The sequence below is a fragment of the Mucilaginibacter mallensis genome (assembly GCF_900105165.1).
Lineage (GTDB): Bacteria > Bacteroidota > Bacteroidia > Sphingobacteriales > Sphingobacteriaceae > Mucilaginibacter > Mucilaginibacter mallensis.
On sequence record NZ_LT629740.1, the window covers coordinates 5,084,645 to 5,102,591 of the forward strand.

Consider the following 17,947-nt stretch of genomic DNA (forward strand, 5'->3'; position numbering starts at 1 on the left):
CATGAACAGACGTGAATCCCTAAGAACTATTGGTATAGGCACACTTGCAACAGGTTTATTGCTTGATGCATCCTGTAAAACGGATACCAAAAAACAAGGTGGTGAAGTTACCACCCCGGAGGAAACTGCGGCTGCCGATCCTGCCCGTACACCTTACGAACTTGAACGTGAGAAAAAGCTGAACGCCGAAAAATTCTTCAACGAGCATGAGATGAAAACCATTACTGTTTTGGTTGATATCATCATCCCCAAGGACGATAAATCAGGCAGCGCATCGGATGCTAAGGTGCCCGATTTTATTGAGTTTATTGTAAAAGATATGCCCGAGCACCAAACCCCGCTGCGCGGCGGTCTGCGCTGGCTCGATCTGCAATGCTTAAATCGTTATAACAATACTTTCAGAGAATCATCATCGCAACAGCAAATAGATATGGTTACCCTGATAGCCTACCCCAAAAAAGCCACACCCGAAATGGCACAGGGCGTAAGCTTCTTTAACCGCATGCGCGACCTTACCGCCACCGGCTTCTTTAGCTCACAAATGGGCATGAAGGACATTGGCTATGTAGGAAATGCCCCCAACAAATGGGAAGGCGTACCCGCCGATGTGCTAAAATCGCATGGGTTTGATACGGTTTGGGGATAGGTTTCCGTTGGCAGTAGTTAGCATATTTTATCCTTACGAAGTTTTAAAAACTTCGTAAGGCCTTTTCCTAGATCCATATTGTCATGCTGAACTAAGCATCTATTGTACCACCAACAGGCAATCGCTTGCAGGATGAACTATGTAATACGTATCAAATATGTTATGCTGATTTATTACTGATTACAATCAGTACTTTGCTAACCGCAAAATGTATAATTCCGTTTGTAAATGCTTTATCGGCAGATCGCTAAAGATCATCCTAAGTTTACGCCTTATTTCTTGATGAAAATGAACATAGCCTTAGTCAGTTACCAAAATAAAAAATTAACTCAATCGCATTTAGAAGAAGATTTTCAGCTGTCTAAATTCCTTGAAAACAAGGGTTTGATTGTTAAGAGAGCAGCATGGAACGATTTGCAAATTGATTGGAAACAATTTGATGTTGTCATATTGAAATCACCCTGGGATTACCATGATAATTTTGATTCATTTATAATGTGGATAAGTGATTTGGATAAGGCTGGAATCAAGATATTAAATCCGTTCAAAACAATATTATGGAATAGTGATAAGCATTATTTACAACAAATTGCAGACGATGGCCTGCCTGTGATTGAATCTGTATTTCTGGAGAAAGGAATTGCAGCAGACCTGGCAGAATTACTTAATAAATCCTTATACAAAAAACTGATCATTAAGCCATGCATAAGTGCAGGCGCTAAAAACACCATATTACTTACACTTGATAATGTTTCATTAATACAGAATGAAATTAATGGCCTTTTAGCTAATGAAAGCTTTTTAGTTCAACCGTTCATGGAAGAAATTTTACACGGTGAATTCTCTTTTATATTTTTTAACGGCAATTTTAGTCATAGTATTTTGAAAGTTCCTAAAACAGGGGATTTTAGAGTTCAAAGTGAACATGGCGGTACCGTTCAAAAAATAACCACAGATATTGCTCATCAACAAGCAGTCAGCAAATACGTTGAAAAGTATGGTAGAGCTACCTTATACGCCAGGGTAGATGGAATAATATCAAATGGAACTTTTGTTTTAATGGAGCTTGAGCTTATTGAGCCATATTTATTTTTAAACTGCCATGAACATGGCTTTGATAATTATTATCAGGGCCTACTTCAATTAATAAAATAGTTTATGTATTAAAGATTGACAATCTACCATTTCTGACTCCTACTGGCTAAGTTTAGCGAAGCGAACTTAGACCCAAAATGATAAAGCATCCTGCTTTATTTCCAATCCCCAATTAAATTCTCACATTTGCAGAAAGATCTATACCATGTCGAAAGGTAAATTACTGGTTATTGATGATGAGGAGCGCTTACGTAAGCTGCTGGCCCGTATCTTACAGTTGGAAGATTTTGAGGTACTGGAAGCCGCAAATGCCAAAGATGGCCTGCGCAAACTGGATCATGAGGTAGTTGATGTGGTCATCAGCGATGTAAAACTGCCCGATGCTAATGGCATCGAACTTACAAAAACAATAAAGGCATCCTATCCCGCAATAGAAATTATTGTACTAACTGCCTATGGTACTATTAACGATGGCGTAACTGCCATTAAAAACGGCGCCTTCGATTATATCACCAAAGGTGACGATAATGAAAAGATAATCCCGCTGGTAAACAAGGCTATGGACAAGGCCATATTGCAACGCCGTGTACTCGAACTGGAAAGCAAGCTGAACAACAAATTTGGGTTCGACCGTATTATCGGTACATCACCGGCTATTACAGCGGCTATTAAACTGGCTCAACGGGTGGCTACTACTGATACTACCGTAATGATATTGGGCGAAACCGGTACCGGCAAGGAAGTTTTTGCCGAGGCTATCCACCAGGCTAGTCCGCGCAGTAATAAACCATTTGTGGCTATCAATTGCAGTGCCTTTAGTAAGGAGTTATTGGAGAGCGAATTATTCGGCCATAAAGCCGGGGCATTTACCGGGGCTGTTAAAGACAAAAAAGGTCTTTTTGAAGAAGCCAACGGCGGCACTATTTTTCTGGATGAATTGGGCGAACTGGACCATGACCTGCAAGCCAAGCTACTCCGGGTGCTGGAATCTCAACAATTCATTAAGCTCGGCGATACCAAGACCACCAAAGTAAACGTGCGCATACTGGCCGCAACCAACCGTAATTTACAGGATGAAGTAGCGAAAGAGCATTTCCGCTCTGATCTGTTTTACCGCCTCTCTGTTTTCCAGATCATGCTGCCTGCTATTCGCGACCGCAAACAGGATATCGGCCCGATAGCTAAAAGCTTTGTACAGTATTTCGCCGCAAAAGTTAATAAGCAAATAACAGGTTTTACCGATGATTTTTTGCATAAACTTGAAGTCTACAACTGGCCCGGCAACGTGCGTGAGTTGAAAAACATTATAGAGCGTGCAGTTATCCTGTGCGATACTCATGAGCTGGATGCTTCGCTTCTGCCTTATGAGTTCGACTCAGCCCCAGCCAAATCCAATGGTAATTTATCAGCATTTGATCTTTCATCAGTTGAAAAACTGCATATTCAGCGTGTACTCAACCATACCCAAAGCAACCGCGCCGAAGCTGCAAGGCTGTTGAATATTGGGATTGCTACGCTGTACAGGAAGTTAAAGGAATATGGGTTAGAGTAATGATTACCTATCATTGGTATCGCTCATAGCCGCTAAGGCCTAGTCCTTTTGTCTTCGACACAAAAGGACCAAAAAGTCAAGTCAGTAGAAATGCTTCTTTGCTGCACAGGGCCATTACCCTGCAAATCAGGCAAAACCTGGGCTGCTATATTTTTACCCTGCTGTCGCTACTCACCTGACCTTTGCGCTTCTGCAAAAATCTGCTATGCTCTGCCACGCGCAAGGCCACCATTGTTTTGCCTGATTTCATCCGAAGCTGTTCTACTGACGGTGAAAGAAAAAGAAAGCAATATATCCTACATATCATTGCTGTAAGCGTTAGTGCAGCAACCTCGTCGCTTGTATATTTAAACGCGACGAGGTTGCTGCGTCGTTCCTCCTCGCAATGACATTTTTAAATAACGTAAATAAAAAGCGTGGCCCTGACAACAAGGGCGGGCCAGCGTTGGCGGGAATGCCGGTTTAGCTTTTTGGATGATGTAAGGTACGAAGTACCGAACAGCGAAAAAAGCGTAAAGAACCGGCAGGGAGCGGGGAAGCATCCTTGTTGTCTTGACTTTTTGGTTCTTTTGTGTCAAGACAAAAGAACTAGGGCTCCGCGCCTATGAGCGGCTTGAAGCGATATTCACGATTGTAGATTCGCTCTGTATCGCATAGAGATTGCTTCGTTCCTCGCAATGACGATTTTAGAATACCTTCCCCACCAATCATAATGATAATCCACCCTATCAAAATGATAGCATCGCCAGTGTAAAACATACACTAAGATTATCCAAAATCAATTTAACATACTGATTTACAAGAAATTAATAATCATGTCAAATTATTGGCATCTCCTTGGTATACCCCATCGCAAATCAAACAATGTTATGGATACCATACTCACCATCGTTTACCTCATCATTTTCGCAGTCGTGTTTTGGCTGTTTTTCAAATGTGTTAATTACTTCGAAAAAATTTAAATAATCATCATGATCGCATTATTCATCGTAGCCATCGCCGTATTCTTCTATATGGTTTATGTGCTTCTTAAACCCGAAAAATTCTAATTATTAAACCATGAACACAGAATATATAGGTATAATTTTCATGTACCTGGCTACCATAGCCCTGGCCATCCCACTGGGAAAATACATAGCCAAAGTATTTAAAGGTGAAAAAACATGGATGGACTTTATGGCACCGCTTGAAAGGTTCATCTTTAAATTCAGTGGCATCGACACTCATCGCGAGATGAACTGGAAACAGCATTTAAAAGCATTGCTAACTATTAACTTACTGTGGTTGTTTTATGCTTTCTTTTGCCTGTTGTTCCAGGGTCACCTTCCGCTTAACCCGGATGCAAACCCTAACCAAACCCCGGATCTGGCATTTAATACAGCCCTTAGCTTTTTAACCAACACCAATTTACAGGATTACTCAGGCGAATCGGGTGCTACCTACTTTACACAGCACTTTGTATTCATGTTCCTGCACTTTGTGAGTGCCGCGACTGGTTTTGCAGCTATGATGGTTGTATTTAAAGCCATGAAGGATAAGACTACCGAGAAATTGGGTAACTACTGGGATTTCTTCCTGAAATCTATTACCAGGGTGTTATTGCCAATCAGTTTTGTAGTAGCTGTTATATTAGCCTTTAACGGCACACCAACCAGCTATAAAGGTAAAGACACGGTTATAGGTTTACAGGGCGATACCGTACACGTATCACGCGGCCCTGCTGCAGCCATGATCGCTATTAAACAGGTAGGCACCAACGGTGGCGGCTGGTTTGGCGTAAACTCGGCACACCCTTTTGAAAACCCTAATTACTTAACCAACATAGTTGAGAACATCAGCATCATCATTATCCCTATCGCCTTAGTATTTGCATTGGGTTTCTATCTCAATAAAAAGAAACTGGCCTTGGTAGTTTTCGGGGTGATGACGATCGGTTTCCTCATCATGCTGTTCCCATCGGTAACTGCTGAAGTTGGTGGCAACCCTAACATCGCACACATGGGCATCAGTCAGCCCGGCGGTTCAATGGAAGGCAAGGAAGTGCGTTTCGGGCCCGCAGCATCTGCTTACTGGGGTATCACAACTACTGTAACCTCAAACGGATCGGTAAACGCCATGCATGATAGCATGATGCCGGTATCGGGCTTAGCGCAAATGTTTGATATGATGATCAACGCCTTTTACGGTGGTATAGGCGTAGGTTTCCTAAACTTCTACATCTTTGTTATCATAGCTGTATTCATTTCCGGCTTGATGGTAGGACGTACGCCTGAGTTCATGGGCCACAAAATTGAAGCCCGTGAAATGAAGATCGCATCGTTGATAGCTTTGCTGCACCCATTCATCATATTGGTAGGTACATCTTTAGCTTCATACGTACTGGTTCATTTCCCAAATGCAAACTGGGGTACAAAACCATCAGCATGGTTAAATAACCCAAGCTTCCACGGCTTTACTGAAATGCTGTATCAATATGCATCAAGCGCGGCCAACAATGGTTCAGGTTACGGTGGTTTAACAGCCAACAACATTTTCTGGAACGTAACTACCGGCCTTGTAATATTTGTAGGCAGGTTCTTACCAATCATAGGCCCGGTAGCCATTGCAGGTATACTGGCCAGCAAAAAAACTGTGCCGGAGTCGGCAGGTACATTAAAAACAGATACCGCCACCTTTGGGGTGATGATATTCGCGGTGATATTTATTATCGCAGCACTGTCTTTCTTCCCTGCACTGGCCCTTGGCCCTATAGCCGAACACTTCTCAATCAAATAATAATATTATATAGAATTCAATCATGAAATCTGATAAAAACACGTTATTCCAGGGCGATCAAATGAAGGATGCATTTGTGCAGTCGTTCATCAAACTTGATCCCCGCATATTGGTCCGCAACCCGGTGATGTTCACTGTTGAGATCGGTACCGTAGTAATGCTTATCGTAACTATTTTCTCCTTCTCCAATACAGGGCAAGGAAGCTGGGGCTATAACTTCACTATATTCTTTGTACTGTTCTTAACTGTACTATTCGCCAACTTTGCTGAGGCTATTGCCGAAGCACGTGGCAAGGCACAAGCTGAAAGCCTGCGCAAAACCCGTTCAGAAACACCAGCCCGTTTACTGGTTGATGGCAAGGAACAACAGGTAATGTCGTCACAACTTAAAAAAGGCGATGTATTCATCTGCGAAACCAATGATACCATCCCTACCGATGGCGAGATCATCGAAGGTATTGCTACCATTGATGAATCAGCCATTACAGGTGAATCTGCCCCGGTTATCCGTGAATCAGGTGGTGATAAATCATCAGTAACAGGTGGCACCAAAGTATTATCCGACCGTATTAAAGTACAGGTTACTACCCAGCCCGGCGAAAGCTTTTTGGATAAGATGATTGCCTTAGTTGAAGGTGCATCACGCCAGAAAACACCTAACGAGATTGCTTTAACCATATTGCTTGCAGGCTTCACCTTAATATTTGTGATTGTTTGCGTTACCTTAAAACCATTCGGCGACTATGCTAACACCCCTATAACCATAGCAGCCTTCATCTCACTTTTTGTTTGTTTGATTCCGACGACTATCGGTGGCCTTTTGTCGGCCATCGGTATCGCCGGTATGGACAGGGCATTACGTGCCAATGTGATCACCAAATCAGGTAAAGCCGTTGAAACTGCCGGTGACCTTGATGTTCTATTATTAGATAAAACAGGTACCATCACCATAGGCAACCGTAAGGCTACCAACTTTTACCCAACCGCCGGTATTAACGAAAAGGATTTCATCACCGCCTGCGTATTAAGCTCACTGGCCGATGAAACTCCCGAAGGTAAATCAATTGTTGAACTGGCCGAGGAAGGTAAAATTAAAGTATCTGTTAAAGCACCTGCTGATTCAGTGTTCATTAAGTTCACTGCCGAAACCCGCTCAAGCGGTTTGGATACTCCTGATGGCTTACGCATCCGTAAAGGTGCGTTTGACTCTATCCGCAACATGGCTTTGAAAGCCGGCAATGAGTTCCCATCTGATGTGGAAGTGAATGTAAAAACTATCGCATCAAATGGTGGTACACCGCTGGTAGTATCACAAAACGAGCAGATACTGGGTGTTATTGAGTTACAGGATATCATTAAACCGGGCATATATGAGCGTTTTGAGCGCCTACGTAAAATGGGTGTAAAAACCGTAATGGTTACCGGTGATAATCCTTTAACTGCTAAATTTATAGCTGAGAAAGCTGGCGTGGATGATTTTATTGCCGAAGCCAAGCCTGAGGATAAAATGAACTATATAAAAGCAGAGCAACAAGGTGGTAAACTGGTAGCCATGATGGGCGACGGCACAAATGATGCCCCCGCACTTGCACAAGCCGATGTTGGTGTGGCCATGAACAGTGGTACGCAAGCTGCAAAAGAGGCTGGTAATATGGTGGATCTTGACAATGACCCTACCAAGCTGATCGAGATCGTGGAAATTGGTAAGCAATTATTGATGACCCGTGGTACTTTAACCACATTCTCTATAGCTAATGATGTGGCTAAATACTTCGCTATTGTTCCGGCATTGTTTATGGTATCAATTCCTGCCTTAAGGGCATTAAATATCATGGATCTGCATAGCCCGGAATCAGCTATATTATCAGCCGTTATTTTTAACGCGATAATTATACCGATGCTAATCCCACTTGCTTTACGCGGTGTGGAATACAAACCGATTGGTGCCAGCGCATTATTACGCCGCAACTTGTTGATCTACGGTTTAGGTGGTGTATTGATCCCATTCGTAGGCATCAAATTGATTGATCTTGCCGTATCACTATTTATATAATAATATTAAAATCAAATAAAATGAAAACGTATCTATTACCATCCCTTAAAATATCACTTATACTGATAGTATTGTTATCAGGGATATATCCTTTAGCCATTGCCGGTATAGGCAAATTTGCTCCCGGTAACGGTGATGGTGTAACTGTTATGTATAAAGGCCGCGTGGTTGGTTATGCCAACATCGGCCAAAAATTTACCAAGGATAAATACTTTTACTCACGCCCATCTGCCGCTAATTACCAGGCCGATGGTGGTGTTGGTTCAAACAAGGGCCCGTCAAATCCTGATTATTTAAAGGATGTGAATGCCAAAATCGATACATTTTTAAAGCACAACCCGGGTATAACCCGTGAGCAGATCCCTGCCGAACTGGTTACTTCATCAGGTAGTGGCTTAGACCCCGACCTTTCACCAGCCGGGGCACAAATACAAGCTGCACGTATAGCCAAAATCAGGAATATTTCTATAGATAAGGTTAATGCGATAATCGCAGCAAATACTGAGCAACCATTGTTTGGCTTGTTCGGGCCGCCAAAAGTTAACGTATTAAAAATGAATGTAGCATTGGACGAGTTGAAATAGAAAAAAGAGCAAAGGCCCGTGCGGTTCCCCTCTCGAGAGGGGGCAGGGGTGTGTTCGTCGACATGAAAAGCGAATAAACACACCCCTCCAACCACAGTAGCCACGCGCCCCCTCTCAAGAGGGGAACTTTAAAGAAAAAATATAAATATTCCGGCTGTTGTCCATAAAAAGACGGCAGCCGGATATGTCGTTTAAAAAGATATGATACCAGAAAAAGAGCAATCGGTTAAACATTTCCTGGAGCTGATCAAAAAATCGCGCAGGGGCAAATTCAAGATCTATATTGGCATGAGTGCGGGTGTAGGTAAAAGCTACCGTATGCTCCAGGAGGCACAGGCACTAATGCGTAGTGGTATTGATGTAAAAATTGGGTATATTGAAACCCATAAGCGTAAGGAAACAGAAGAGCAACTGGAGGGACTGAGCATTATCCCCCGCCGCAAACTGTTTTACAAGGGCAAGGAGCTGGATGAGATGGACCTCAACGCCATCCTGAACCTGCGCCCAGAAGTTGTTGTGGTTGATGAATTGGCCCATACCAATATTGAGGGCAGCCAGAATGAAAAACGCTGGCAGGATGTGATGACCATTTTAAATGCGGGCATCAATGTGATCAGCGCGGTTAATATTCAGCATATTGAGAGCCTGAATGAAGAGGTAGAGGAAATTACCGGTACCGCCATTAATGAGCGCATCCCCGATAAGGTTTTGCAAATGGCTGATGAGGTGGTGAACATTGACCTTACCGCCGATGAACTGATAACCCGCTTAAAAGACGGTAAAATATACGACGAGAAAAAAGTGCCGCTGGCGCTGAACAATTTCTTCCAATCTGAAAAGATATTGCAGTTACGTGAGCTGGCCCTGCGCGAAGTGGCACACCAGGTGGAGCGAAAAATTGATATCGAGGTACCCAAAACTATAAAATTACGCCCCGAACTTTTCCTGGGCTGCATCAGTACCAACGAGGAATCGGCTAAAATAATTATTCGTAAAACTGCCCGGCTGGCTTCTTATTACCGCTCAAAATGGTATATATTGTATGTACAGCGCTCCAACGAGAGCAGTGATAAGATCAACCTGGCATCACAGCGACACCTCATTAATAACATGAAACTGGCCACCCAGTTAGGCGGCGAGGTTATCAAGGTAAAAAGCGATGAAATAGCAAAATCAATATGGGAAACCGCCGAAAAATACGATATCACCACCATATGTATTGGTAAGCCTCGCTTTAAATTCTACCAGCTGGTAATGCGTACCGCTGTATTTACTCAACTACTAAATAAAATGTCGAAAACAAATATCGACCTGGTAATACTATCATGAATATAAAAAATAAACTCCGCGCCGGCATAGGTTTCCTTTTCCTGATGGCGCTTATTAGTTCGGGGATGGCCGATTATTATTTAACCCGCCTCTCCAACGATTCAAAAGCTATTTTAAAAGATAACTACCGCTCACTTGTCTATGCTAAAAATATTCAGCAGGCGCTTGATTATCCAACGTCGGTAAATACAGCTACCAAATTGCAAATCATCGAAGCCAACGTAAGCAAGGAAGAGCAAAACATTACCGAACCTGGTGAAGGGCAGCTGGCTGATTCGCTGCGCGGTAATTTTGAACAATACAAGCTCTCGCTAAACAATCAACAAGCTATTAACGGGCTAAACATCAAGATGCGTAATGTGCTGTACAACATTATGCAATTAAACATGGCCGGTATTGAACGCAGGAATGCTATTGCACAGGATACGGCAGATAAAGGCATCATACTGGTATCGCTAATTGGCTCGCTTTGTTTTTTAATAGCTTTTAGCTTTGTGTGGAATTTCCCCGGTTACATAGCTAACCCGGTAAAGGAGCTGATACAGGGTATAAAAGAGATTGCCAACAAAAACTATAACAAACGTCTTATTTTTCCTGTCAAGGATGAATTTGGTGACCTGGCCGATGCTTTTAACCAGATGGCAGGCAAGCTTAATGAATATGAAAACAGCAACCTGGCCAGTATCATTTTTGAGAAAAGAAGGATAGAAACCATTATCAATTCAATGCATGATGCTATTATCGGCATTGATGATAAGATGTTTATTATCTTTGCCAACAAAGTGGCCTGTACCCTAATTGGTTTGCCTGAAGATAAGCTCACGGCGCAATATGCGCCAAACATAGCAATGGAAAATGATCTGCTACGTAATATGTTATTTGTAGATCAGCATAAGATGAAAATATTTGCTGATAACCGCGAAAGTTATTTTGAAAAGGAAGTGCTGGAGGTAACCAATGATTACAAGGTTATAGGCAAGGTTATTATCCTTAAAAATATAACTGATTTTCAGCAGCTTAACGATGCAAAAACAACGTTTATAGCCACTATTTCGCACGAGCTAAAGACTCCGTTGTCATCAATTAAGATGAGCCTTAAATTATTGGAGGATGCACGTGTAGGCGAGATCAACACTGAGCAAAAACAATTATTAAAAAACATTGATGATGATACGCACCGCCTGCTGCACATAACAGCCGAACTGCTGGATGCGGCGCAGGTTGAAACAGGCAAGATTAATCTGAATTTTGGCAGCACTCATCCAAAAAACATTGTAAGTTATGCCGTGCAGGCCATCAAATCGCTGGCAGACCAAAAAGAACTCACCATAGCCATTGACTGCCCTGATACCCTGCCAAATGTTATGGCCGACCTGGATAAAACCACCTGGGTGCTCATCAATCTGTTATCAAACGCAGTAAAATACAGCCCAACAAAGTCGACCATTAACCTCGACGTTAAAAAGAGTAAGAACAACATTATAGAATTTTCAGTGAAGGACTCAGGTCAGGGTATTGACGAAAAATACCTTGCCAGAATTTTTGAACGCTATTTCAGGATCCCCGGTGCCGCGGCCGACAAAACCGGCACTGGTTTAGGTTTAGCTATAGCCAAAGATTTTATTGAGGCGCAAGGCGGTACCATAGGCGTTGAAAGCGAAGCAGGCGAAGGAAGCCGTTTTTACTTCAGCCTTAATATTAACAACACCTAATAAAAAGCATAAAACAAAAAGTAACATCAACAAAAAGTAAGTACAATTCAAACAAACAAAAAGTAAAAAAATGAACCCCCATCTTAAGAAAGTCACGGCGGCCGGATTGCTGATCACCCTAGGCATCATATTCGGCGATATAGGAACATCGCCCCTGTATGTTTTCCAAACCCTGTTAACGGAGGGCGCGAAGGACAGCACAATTAACGAGGCCTTTGTATTAGGCTGTATTTCCTGTATATTCTGGACACTAACCCTGCAAACCACCTTTAAATATATCTTCATCACCCTACAAGCCGATAACAAAGGTGAAGGTGGTATATTTTCACTATATGCCCTGGTTAGGCGTTATGGTAAATGGCTGGCTATACCCGCAATAATTGGCGCAGGTACATTACTGGCCGATGGTATTATCACTCCCCCAATATCCGTTACCTCGGCAATTGAAGGGTTAAGCAACGTACCGTCATTAGCATCCAAATTTGTGCCGGGCAATACCCTTATTATAGGTATTGTTATTGGTATTATACTGCTATTGTTCTTCTTCCAGCAATTTGGCACAAAGGTAGTAGGCTCGGCCTTTGGCCCTGTTATGCTGATGTGGTTTTTAATGATAGGTCTTTTAGGCTCCTTACAACTGGCGCATAATCTTTCTATTTTAAAGGCGCTAAGCCCCTATTATGGTGCAAAATTACTGATTGAACATCCGCATGGTTTCTGGCTTTTAGGCGCGGTATTCTTATGTACCACTGGTGCTGAGGCATTATATTCGGATCTTGGGCATTGCGGCCGCAAAAACATCCAGATGAGCTGGATATTTGTAAAAATCACCTTATTATTAAATTACATGGGGCAGGCGGCCTGGGTTTTAACACAACCGGCCAATACAAACTACTCGGGCATTAACCCATTTTACCAGATAGTGCCCAACCCGCATCTATTAATGATTCCATGCGTTGCTTTAGCTACCCTGGCCACCATTATTGCCAGCCAGGCACTCATCAGCGGATCATTCACTTTAATTAGTGAGGCAGTGAGCATGAACTTCTGGCCGCGTATCACCATAAAATATCCATCAAACGTTCGCGGGCAGATTTATATACCCAGCATTAACTGGTTACTGTGTTTTGGTTGTGTGGCCGTAACATTGTACTTCCAAACATCAGAGCACATGACAGCTGCCTATGGTTTCTCCATCACCATAGCCATGCTCATGACCACTATTTTAATGTATTACTTTATGCGCTATGTAAAACACTGGCCTATATGGCTGGTAACCATTATACTGTGCGTGTTTTTATGTGTAGAGTTTAGTTTCTTTATAACAAACGCAGCTAAATTATTGAAACGTATATTCTTTGTCTTCTTTGAAATAGGGTTGATATTTACCATGTATGTTTGGTTCAGGGCACGTAAGATCAATAACCGTTTCTTGCATTTTATCGATCTTAAAGACCAGATCCCGATGCTGAACGCCTTAAGCGCTGATGAAACTATCCCTAAATATTCAAGTCAGCTTATTTATTTAACCAAGGCAAACAACAGCAGGCAGATAGAGGAAAAGGTAATTTACTCTATCATGAGCCGGAGCCCAAAACGTGCCGATACTTATTGGTTTATCCATATTGACACTACAGATGAGCCTTATACCATGGAATACAGTGTTGACCAGGTAGAACACGGCAAGATCATCAGGGTTGATTTCCGACTCGGTTTCCGTATACAGCCAAGGGTTAACGTATTGTTCAGAAAAGTAGTTGAGGATATGGTTGCCCGCGGCGAACTGGATATTACCAGCAAGTACGAATCACTTAAGCAGTTTAAAGTAGTTTCCGACTTCCGTTTTGTGATACTGGAGAAATTCCTGTCATACAATAACCTGTTCAGTATATCTGAATCGTTTATATTGAACAGTTATTTCAGTATTAAGAAACTGGCCCAAAGCGAAGCAAAAGCATTCGGTTTGGATACCAGCGAAACTTATGTTGAGAAGATTCCGTTAGTAGTAAAACCGGTAAGCAACATCCTGCTAAAAAGAGTTGACCCGGTAACTTTGGAACCGGTACATTAAGATGAAATAATCCTTATGTCATTGCGAGGAGGAACGACGTGGCAATCTCGTCGCGTTCAATATCCAAGCGACGAGATTGCCGCGCTATCGCTCGCAATGACATAAAGGACTATTTCCAATAATCAACCACATAGCCTACTATTTCTTTCAGGTAGATGCTCCACCCATCCAGGGCGTTGGCATCCGGAATAAGGAAACTGGCTATACTAATATCGCCATGCCCAGCCATGTAATTGCATGGATAGGCCACTACATCTAATCCGTGTTTTTTAAATATCATCATGGAGCGCCTCATGTGAAAATCAGAAGTAACCAATAAATAAGGTGGCTGCACATGATTTGCCAGGAGTATTCTTTTTGAAAAATCTGCATTCTCAATGGTATTCCGTGAATTACTTTCTATCAGTATACTGCTATCAGGAATATTAAGATCCTTTAATTGCTCTTTTGTCCAGGTACCTTCACGGTAATTACCTGCGATCAGATTACCGTTGCCGCCCGTTATTAGTATCCGCTTTACTCTGCCTGTTTCCAGCAGCCTCACACCCTGTATAAATCGGTCGGCGCTTTCATTAAAATAACCGTTACCGTTTTTATCCGCCGATGAAAAGCCACCTAATACAATGGCACAACTATATTTTTCATTTCCGGAATAAGGCTGGTAACCCCACAGTGTTGCAAATTCATTAAATAAAAAGGAGTTAGAAAGCAGAAAAAGTAAAACAACAGATGATATAAACAATCGCTTTTTGCGTTTCTTATTTTTAGTTACGAGCCCCGCAATAACCAATGCGAAAACCCATAACAAAGGAAAAAGCAGGAAAAGTAAAACTTTGGAAAGGATGAAGTACATACTCTATTTAACAGTCTAAGTTAAGAATTTACTCTATTAGAATTTGAGGTAAAAAAAAAGGGCAGTTACAAACTGCCCTGATCCGGGGGTTTCAGTTATAAACTGAAACCAGTATTTCTTTTTTTCTTTTATTATTCTCACTCACTGGCTTCAGTTTATAACTGAAGCCTAAAGATGATGACAGTTTGCAAAGTCATCTGTAACTATTTTATACCGTAATGGTCATTCATCAGCTTAACAAACACACCACCAGGCAAAATTGCTTTTAACGTGGGCACAATGGTTTGACCAATAGCACCAACTAAGTAACTATGTTTAGGGCTTGATTTGCCAACTATCTTGCAAATTTGGTCAGCCAATTTTGATGGATCAGCACCAATGCTTTCATCTTTTTCCATGGCTGCCACGGCTGCATCGTATTCTTTATTTAGCTGCTCGTTTTTTAATGGGAATGGTGCTTTTTCGCGACTGGCGGTAAAGTCAGTCTTAAAATCACCCGGATTTACCACTACCACTTTAACACCTGTATTTTGCAGCTCCATACGCAGGCTTTCAGAGTAACCTTCAATAGCAAATTTCGACGCGCTGTATAACCCCTGGTAAGGCAGGCCAAATAAACCTGCTAATGAACCTATGTTTATAACTAACCCCTGTTTCTTTTCAATCATCCCCGGTAATACCGCGCTGCTTACACGCACTACGCCAAAAAAGTTAACCTCAAATTGTTTTTTAGCAATATCAACAGGCATAGCATATAGCGGACCGGTTATGCCATTACCTGCATTGTTAACCAGTACATCAATTTTACCTTCGGCTTTAATAATAGTATCAATGGCTGTTTGTACCGATGCATCATCGGTAACATCCATGCTAAGTGGTTTAAACGGTACGTCTTTAATTTTTTTCGCGTCGCGGGAGGTTCCGTAAACCGTATGGCCCTGGGCCTGCAGCGCTTTTGCCGTAGCTAAACCTAAACCTGATGAGGCTCCCGTAACCAGAATTACTTTCTTCATTTTAATGGTCTGATAATTTTTGTATAAACATACTAATTTCATCCAACAACATAATTCTTAACAAAGAAATTTCCTTATAGGTGTATTCTGCAATAAAATCATTACACAAACCCTGCTTATTTTCCTCTATAAAAATGGTAGCTTCCGGAAATTTTAGATTCAAAACATATTTAACAAAATTTAACAAAAAACTTAACGTTTAAGGTTGCGGAAAGGGCATTGTCTTTTTAAATTTCGCCCCTCAAAAAAAGTATACGCATGGAAGAAATAAATAGTGGCACACAGCCTGTTACGCCCGACGCACTGCCGGGGAATTCATCATACGGGACAGATATCCGCGCTATAAATGAGATGATCCAAAAGGAGAGCGCTTTTATCGACCTGTTAAAAATGGAATTGGATAAAGTGATCGTTGGCCAAAAAAATATGGTTGAGCGTTTGCTGATCGGCTTACTGGCTGATGGGCATATCCTGCTGGAAGGTGTTCCGGGCCTGGCAAAAACCCTGGCCATCAACTCACTTTCAAAAGCTATTGATGCCGGTTTCAGCCGCATACAGTTCACACCCGACCTGCTCCCTGCCGATTTACTGGGAACAATGATATATAACCAAAAGAAGGAAGAATTTGTGGTGCGCAAGGGCCCGTTATTCTCCAACTTTATTTTGGCGGATGAGATTAACCGTGCACCTGCTAAAGTACAAAGTGCATTACTTGAAGCCATGCAGGAGCGCCAGGTTACCATTGGTGATACTACCTTTAAGCTGCCTGAACCTTTCCTGGTACTGGCAACCCAAAACCCTATTGAACAGGAAGGTACTTACCCGCTGCCAGAGGCACAGGTCGACCGTTTTATGCTGAAAGTAGTTATCGGTTACCCGAACAAAGAAGATGAAAAGAAAATTGTTCGTGCCAGCATATCGCCGCAAGGCTTTCCAAAGATCAATCCTGTAGTACATCCTGATGCGATACTAAAGGCGCGCAAGGTGGTACGTGAAGTGTACATGGATGAAAAGATTGAGCAATATATTATTGATATAGTTTTTGCCACCCGTTATCCGGAGCAGTACAAACTAGCAAAATATAAAAACCTCATCAGCTTTGGCGCTTCGCCAAGGGCGAGTATAAATTTGGCGCTGGCTGCAAAGGCTTATGCCTTTATTAAAAGGCGCGGTTATGTAATTCCTGAGGATGTGAGGGCGATAAGTCATGACGTGTTAAGGCACCGTGTTGGCTTAACCTACGAGGCTGAGGCGGAGAACATCACCTCAGAGGATATCATCACTGGCATCTTAAACGCGGTAGAAGTTCCATAGATCATTAATTTAATTTCGAACCACAAAAAAGCTTTTTGCCTTGAGCATTTAGCTTTTAGCTTATAAAAATGGCAAAAGATACCAGGGATCTGCTAAAAAAGGTAAGGAAGATCGAGATAAAAACCCGGGGATTAAGCAATCACTTATTTTCGGGCGAGTATCATTCGGCTTTCAAGGGACGTGGTATGGCTTTTAGCGAGGTACGCGAGTACCAAATCGGTGACGAGATCCGCACTATCGACTGGAACGTAACCGCCCGCTTTAACCACCCTTATGTTAAGGTATTTGATGAGGAGCGCGAGCTTACCGTAATGATATTGATTGATGTGAGCGGATCGGAAAACTTTGGCACCATCATCCAGCAAAAACAGGATATCGCTACCGAGCTTTGCGCCGTACTCGCATTTTCAGCTATACAGAATAATGACAAGGTGGGTGTGATCTTCTTTAGCGATAAGATAGAGAAATTTATCCCACCCAAAAAGGGCCGCAGCCATATCCTGATGATCATTCGTGAGTTGATAGATTTTCAGCCTGAAAATAAAGGCACCAACGTAGCCGAGGCACTGCGCTATTTTACCAGCGCTATCAAAAAACGGAGCACGGCCTTTATTATATCAGATTTTATCAGTCCTAAGTTTGATGATGAGCTGAAGATCGCCAACAAAAAGCACGATATCATCGCCCTTAAATTATATGACAGGCATGAGGAGGAATTCCCTAACCTGGGCCTTGTACCGATGCGTGATGAAGAAACCGGCGAGCTGCACTGGATAAATACGGGCAATAAAGATATACGTACGGCTTACAAGGCAGCAGCGCTAAAGAGAAACGCTGAGCTGGCTAATACCTTCAAAAAATCCGGGGTTGATTATACCAGCATCGGCACCCATGAATCATATGTTAAACCACTTATGACACTATTTAAAAAACGTGAGAGCAGGCGGTAA

The 17,947-nt window shown here is 42.3% G+C and carries 14 protein-coding genes; 12 read left to right on the top strand and 2 right to left on the bottom strand.

Annotated elements, in window-relative coordinates:
- The first annotated feature begins 1 nt into the window (after position 1).
- The 10 genes from BLU33_RS20730 (at position 2) to BLU33_RS20775 (ending at position 13,817) form a co-directional block, all read left to right on the top strand.
- Positions 2 to 646 (top strand): gluconate 2-dehydrogenase subunit 3 family protein, encoded by a 645-nt coding sequence (locus BLU33_RS20730; protein ID WP_091377715.1) that lies wholly within the window; start codon positions 2 to 4, stop codon positions 644 to 646.
- A gap of 288 nt (positions 647 to 934) precedes the next feature.
- Entirely contained in the window at positions 935 to 1,801 is an 867-nt protein-coding gene (locus tag BLU33_RS20735; protein WP_157682286.1) for an ATP-grasp domain-containing protein, read from the top strand.
- Positions 1,802 to 1,946: 145 nt separating this feature from the next.
- The gene (locus BLU33_RS20740; protein ID WP_091377719.1) at positions 1,947 to 3,293 is read left to right on the top strand and encodes a sigma-54-dependent transcriptional regulator; all 1,347 of its coding nucleotides are present in this window, start codon (positions 1,947 to 1,949) and stop codon (positions 3,291 to 3,293) included.
- Between the two features lie 971 nt (positions 3,294 to 4,264).
- Positions 4,265 to 4,342, top strand: a complete 78-nt coding sequence (locus tag BLU33_RS25725; protein ID WP_091380852.1) for a potassium-transporting ATPase subunit F — start codon at positions 4,265 to 4,267, stop codon at positions 4,340 to 4,342.
- 10 nt (positions 4,343 to 4,352) lie between these two features.
- The gene (gene kdpA, locus BLU33_RS20750) at positions 4,353 to 6,068 is read left to right on the top strand and encodes a potassium-transporting ATPase subunit KdpA (RefSeq protein WP_091377721.1); all 1,716 of its coding nucleotides are present in this window, start codon (positions 4,353 to 4,355) and stop codon (positions 6,066 to 6,068) included.
- A 22-nt stretch (positions 6,069 to 6,090) separates the two neighbouring features.
- Positions 6,091 to 8,121: a potassium-transporting ATPase subunit KdpB gene (gene kdpB, locus BLU33_RS20755; protein ID WP_091377724.1), complete on the top strand. Its 2,031-nt coding sequence runs from the start codon at positions 6,091 to 6,093 to the stop codon at positions 8,119 to 8,121.
- A 20-nt stretch (positions 8,122 to 8,141) separates the two neighbouring features.
- Positions 8,142 to 8,705, top strand: coding sequence for a potassium-transporting ATPase subunit KdpC (gene kdpC / locus BLU33_RS20760; protein WP_091377726.1), 564 nt, complete (start codon positions 8,142 to 8,144; stop codon positions 8,703 to 8,705).
- A 201-nt stretch (positions 8,706 to 8,906) separates the two neighbouring features.
- Positions 8,907 to 10,034 (top strand): histidine kinase, encoded by a 1,128-nt coding sequence (locus BLU33_RS20765; RefSeq protein ID WP_091377728.1) that lies wholly within the window; start codon positions 8,907 to 8,909, stop codon positions 10,032 to 10,034.
- Positions 10,031 to 11,746, top strand: a complete 1,716-nt coding sequence (locus BLU33_RS20770) for a HAMP domain-containing sensor histidine kinase (RefSeq protein WP_091377730.1) — start codon at positions 10,031 to 10,033, stop codon at positions 11,744 to 11,746. The genes BLU33_RS20765 and BLU33_RS20770 overlap by 4 nt, the downstream gene beginning before the upstream one ends.
- Before the next feature lie 70 nt (positions 11,747 to 11,816).
- Positions 11,817 to 13,817 (top strand): KUP/HAK/KT family potassium transporter, encoded by a 2,001-nt coding sequence (locus BLU33_RS20775; RefSeq protein WP_091377732.1) that lies wholly within the window; start codon positions 11,817 to 11,819, stop codon positions 13,815 to 13,817.
- Positions 13,818 to 13,926: 109 nt separating this feature from the next.
- Here BLU33_RS20775 and BLU33_RS20780 read toward each other — a convergent pair whose 3' ends face one another.
- Positions 13,927 to 14,670 (bottom strand): YdcF family protein, encoded by a 744-nt coding sequence (locus BLU33_RS20780; RefSeq protein ID WP_091377735.1) that lies wholly within the window; start codon positions 14,668 to 14,670, stop codon positions 13,927 to 13,929.
- 203 nt (positions 14,671 to 14,873) lie between these two features.
- On the bottom strand, positions 14,874 to 15,683 hold the full coding sequence (locus BLU33_RS20785) for an SDR family oxidoreductase (RefSeq protein WP_157682289.1): 810 nt from the start codon (positions 15,681 to 15,683) through the stop codon (positions 14,874 to 14,876).
- 258 nt (positions 15,684 to 15,941) lie between these two features.
- On the opposite strand from BLU33_RS20785, the gene BLU33_RS20790 reads away from it, so the two are divergent.
- Together BLU33_RS20790 and BLU33_RS20795 are read left to right on the top strand one after the other, a co-directional pair.
- The gene (locus BLU33_RS20790; protein WP_091377740.1) at positions 15,942 to 16,997 is read left to right on the top strand and encodes an AAA family ATPase; all 1,056 of its coding nucleotides are present in this window, start codon (positions 15,942 to 15,944) and stop codon (positions 16,995 to 16,997) included.
- A gap of 68 nt (positions 16,998 to 17,065) precedes the next feature.
- The gene (locus BLU33_RS20795) at positions 17,066 to 17,947 is read left to right on the top strand and encodes a DUF58 domain-containing protein (protein WP_091377743.1); all 882 of its coding nucleotides are present in this window, start codon (positions 17,066 to 17,068) and stop codon (positions 17,945 to 17,947) included.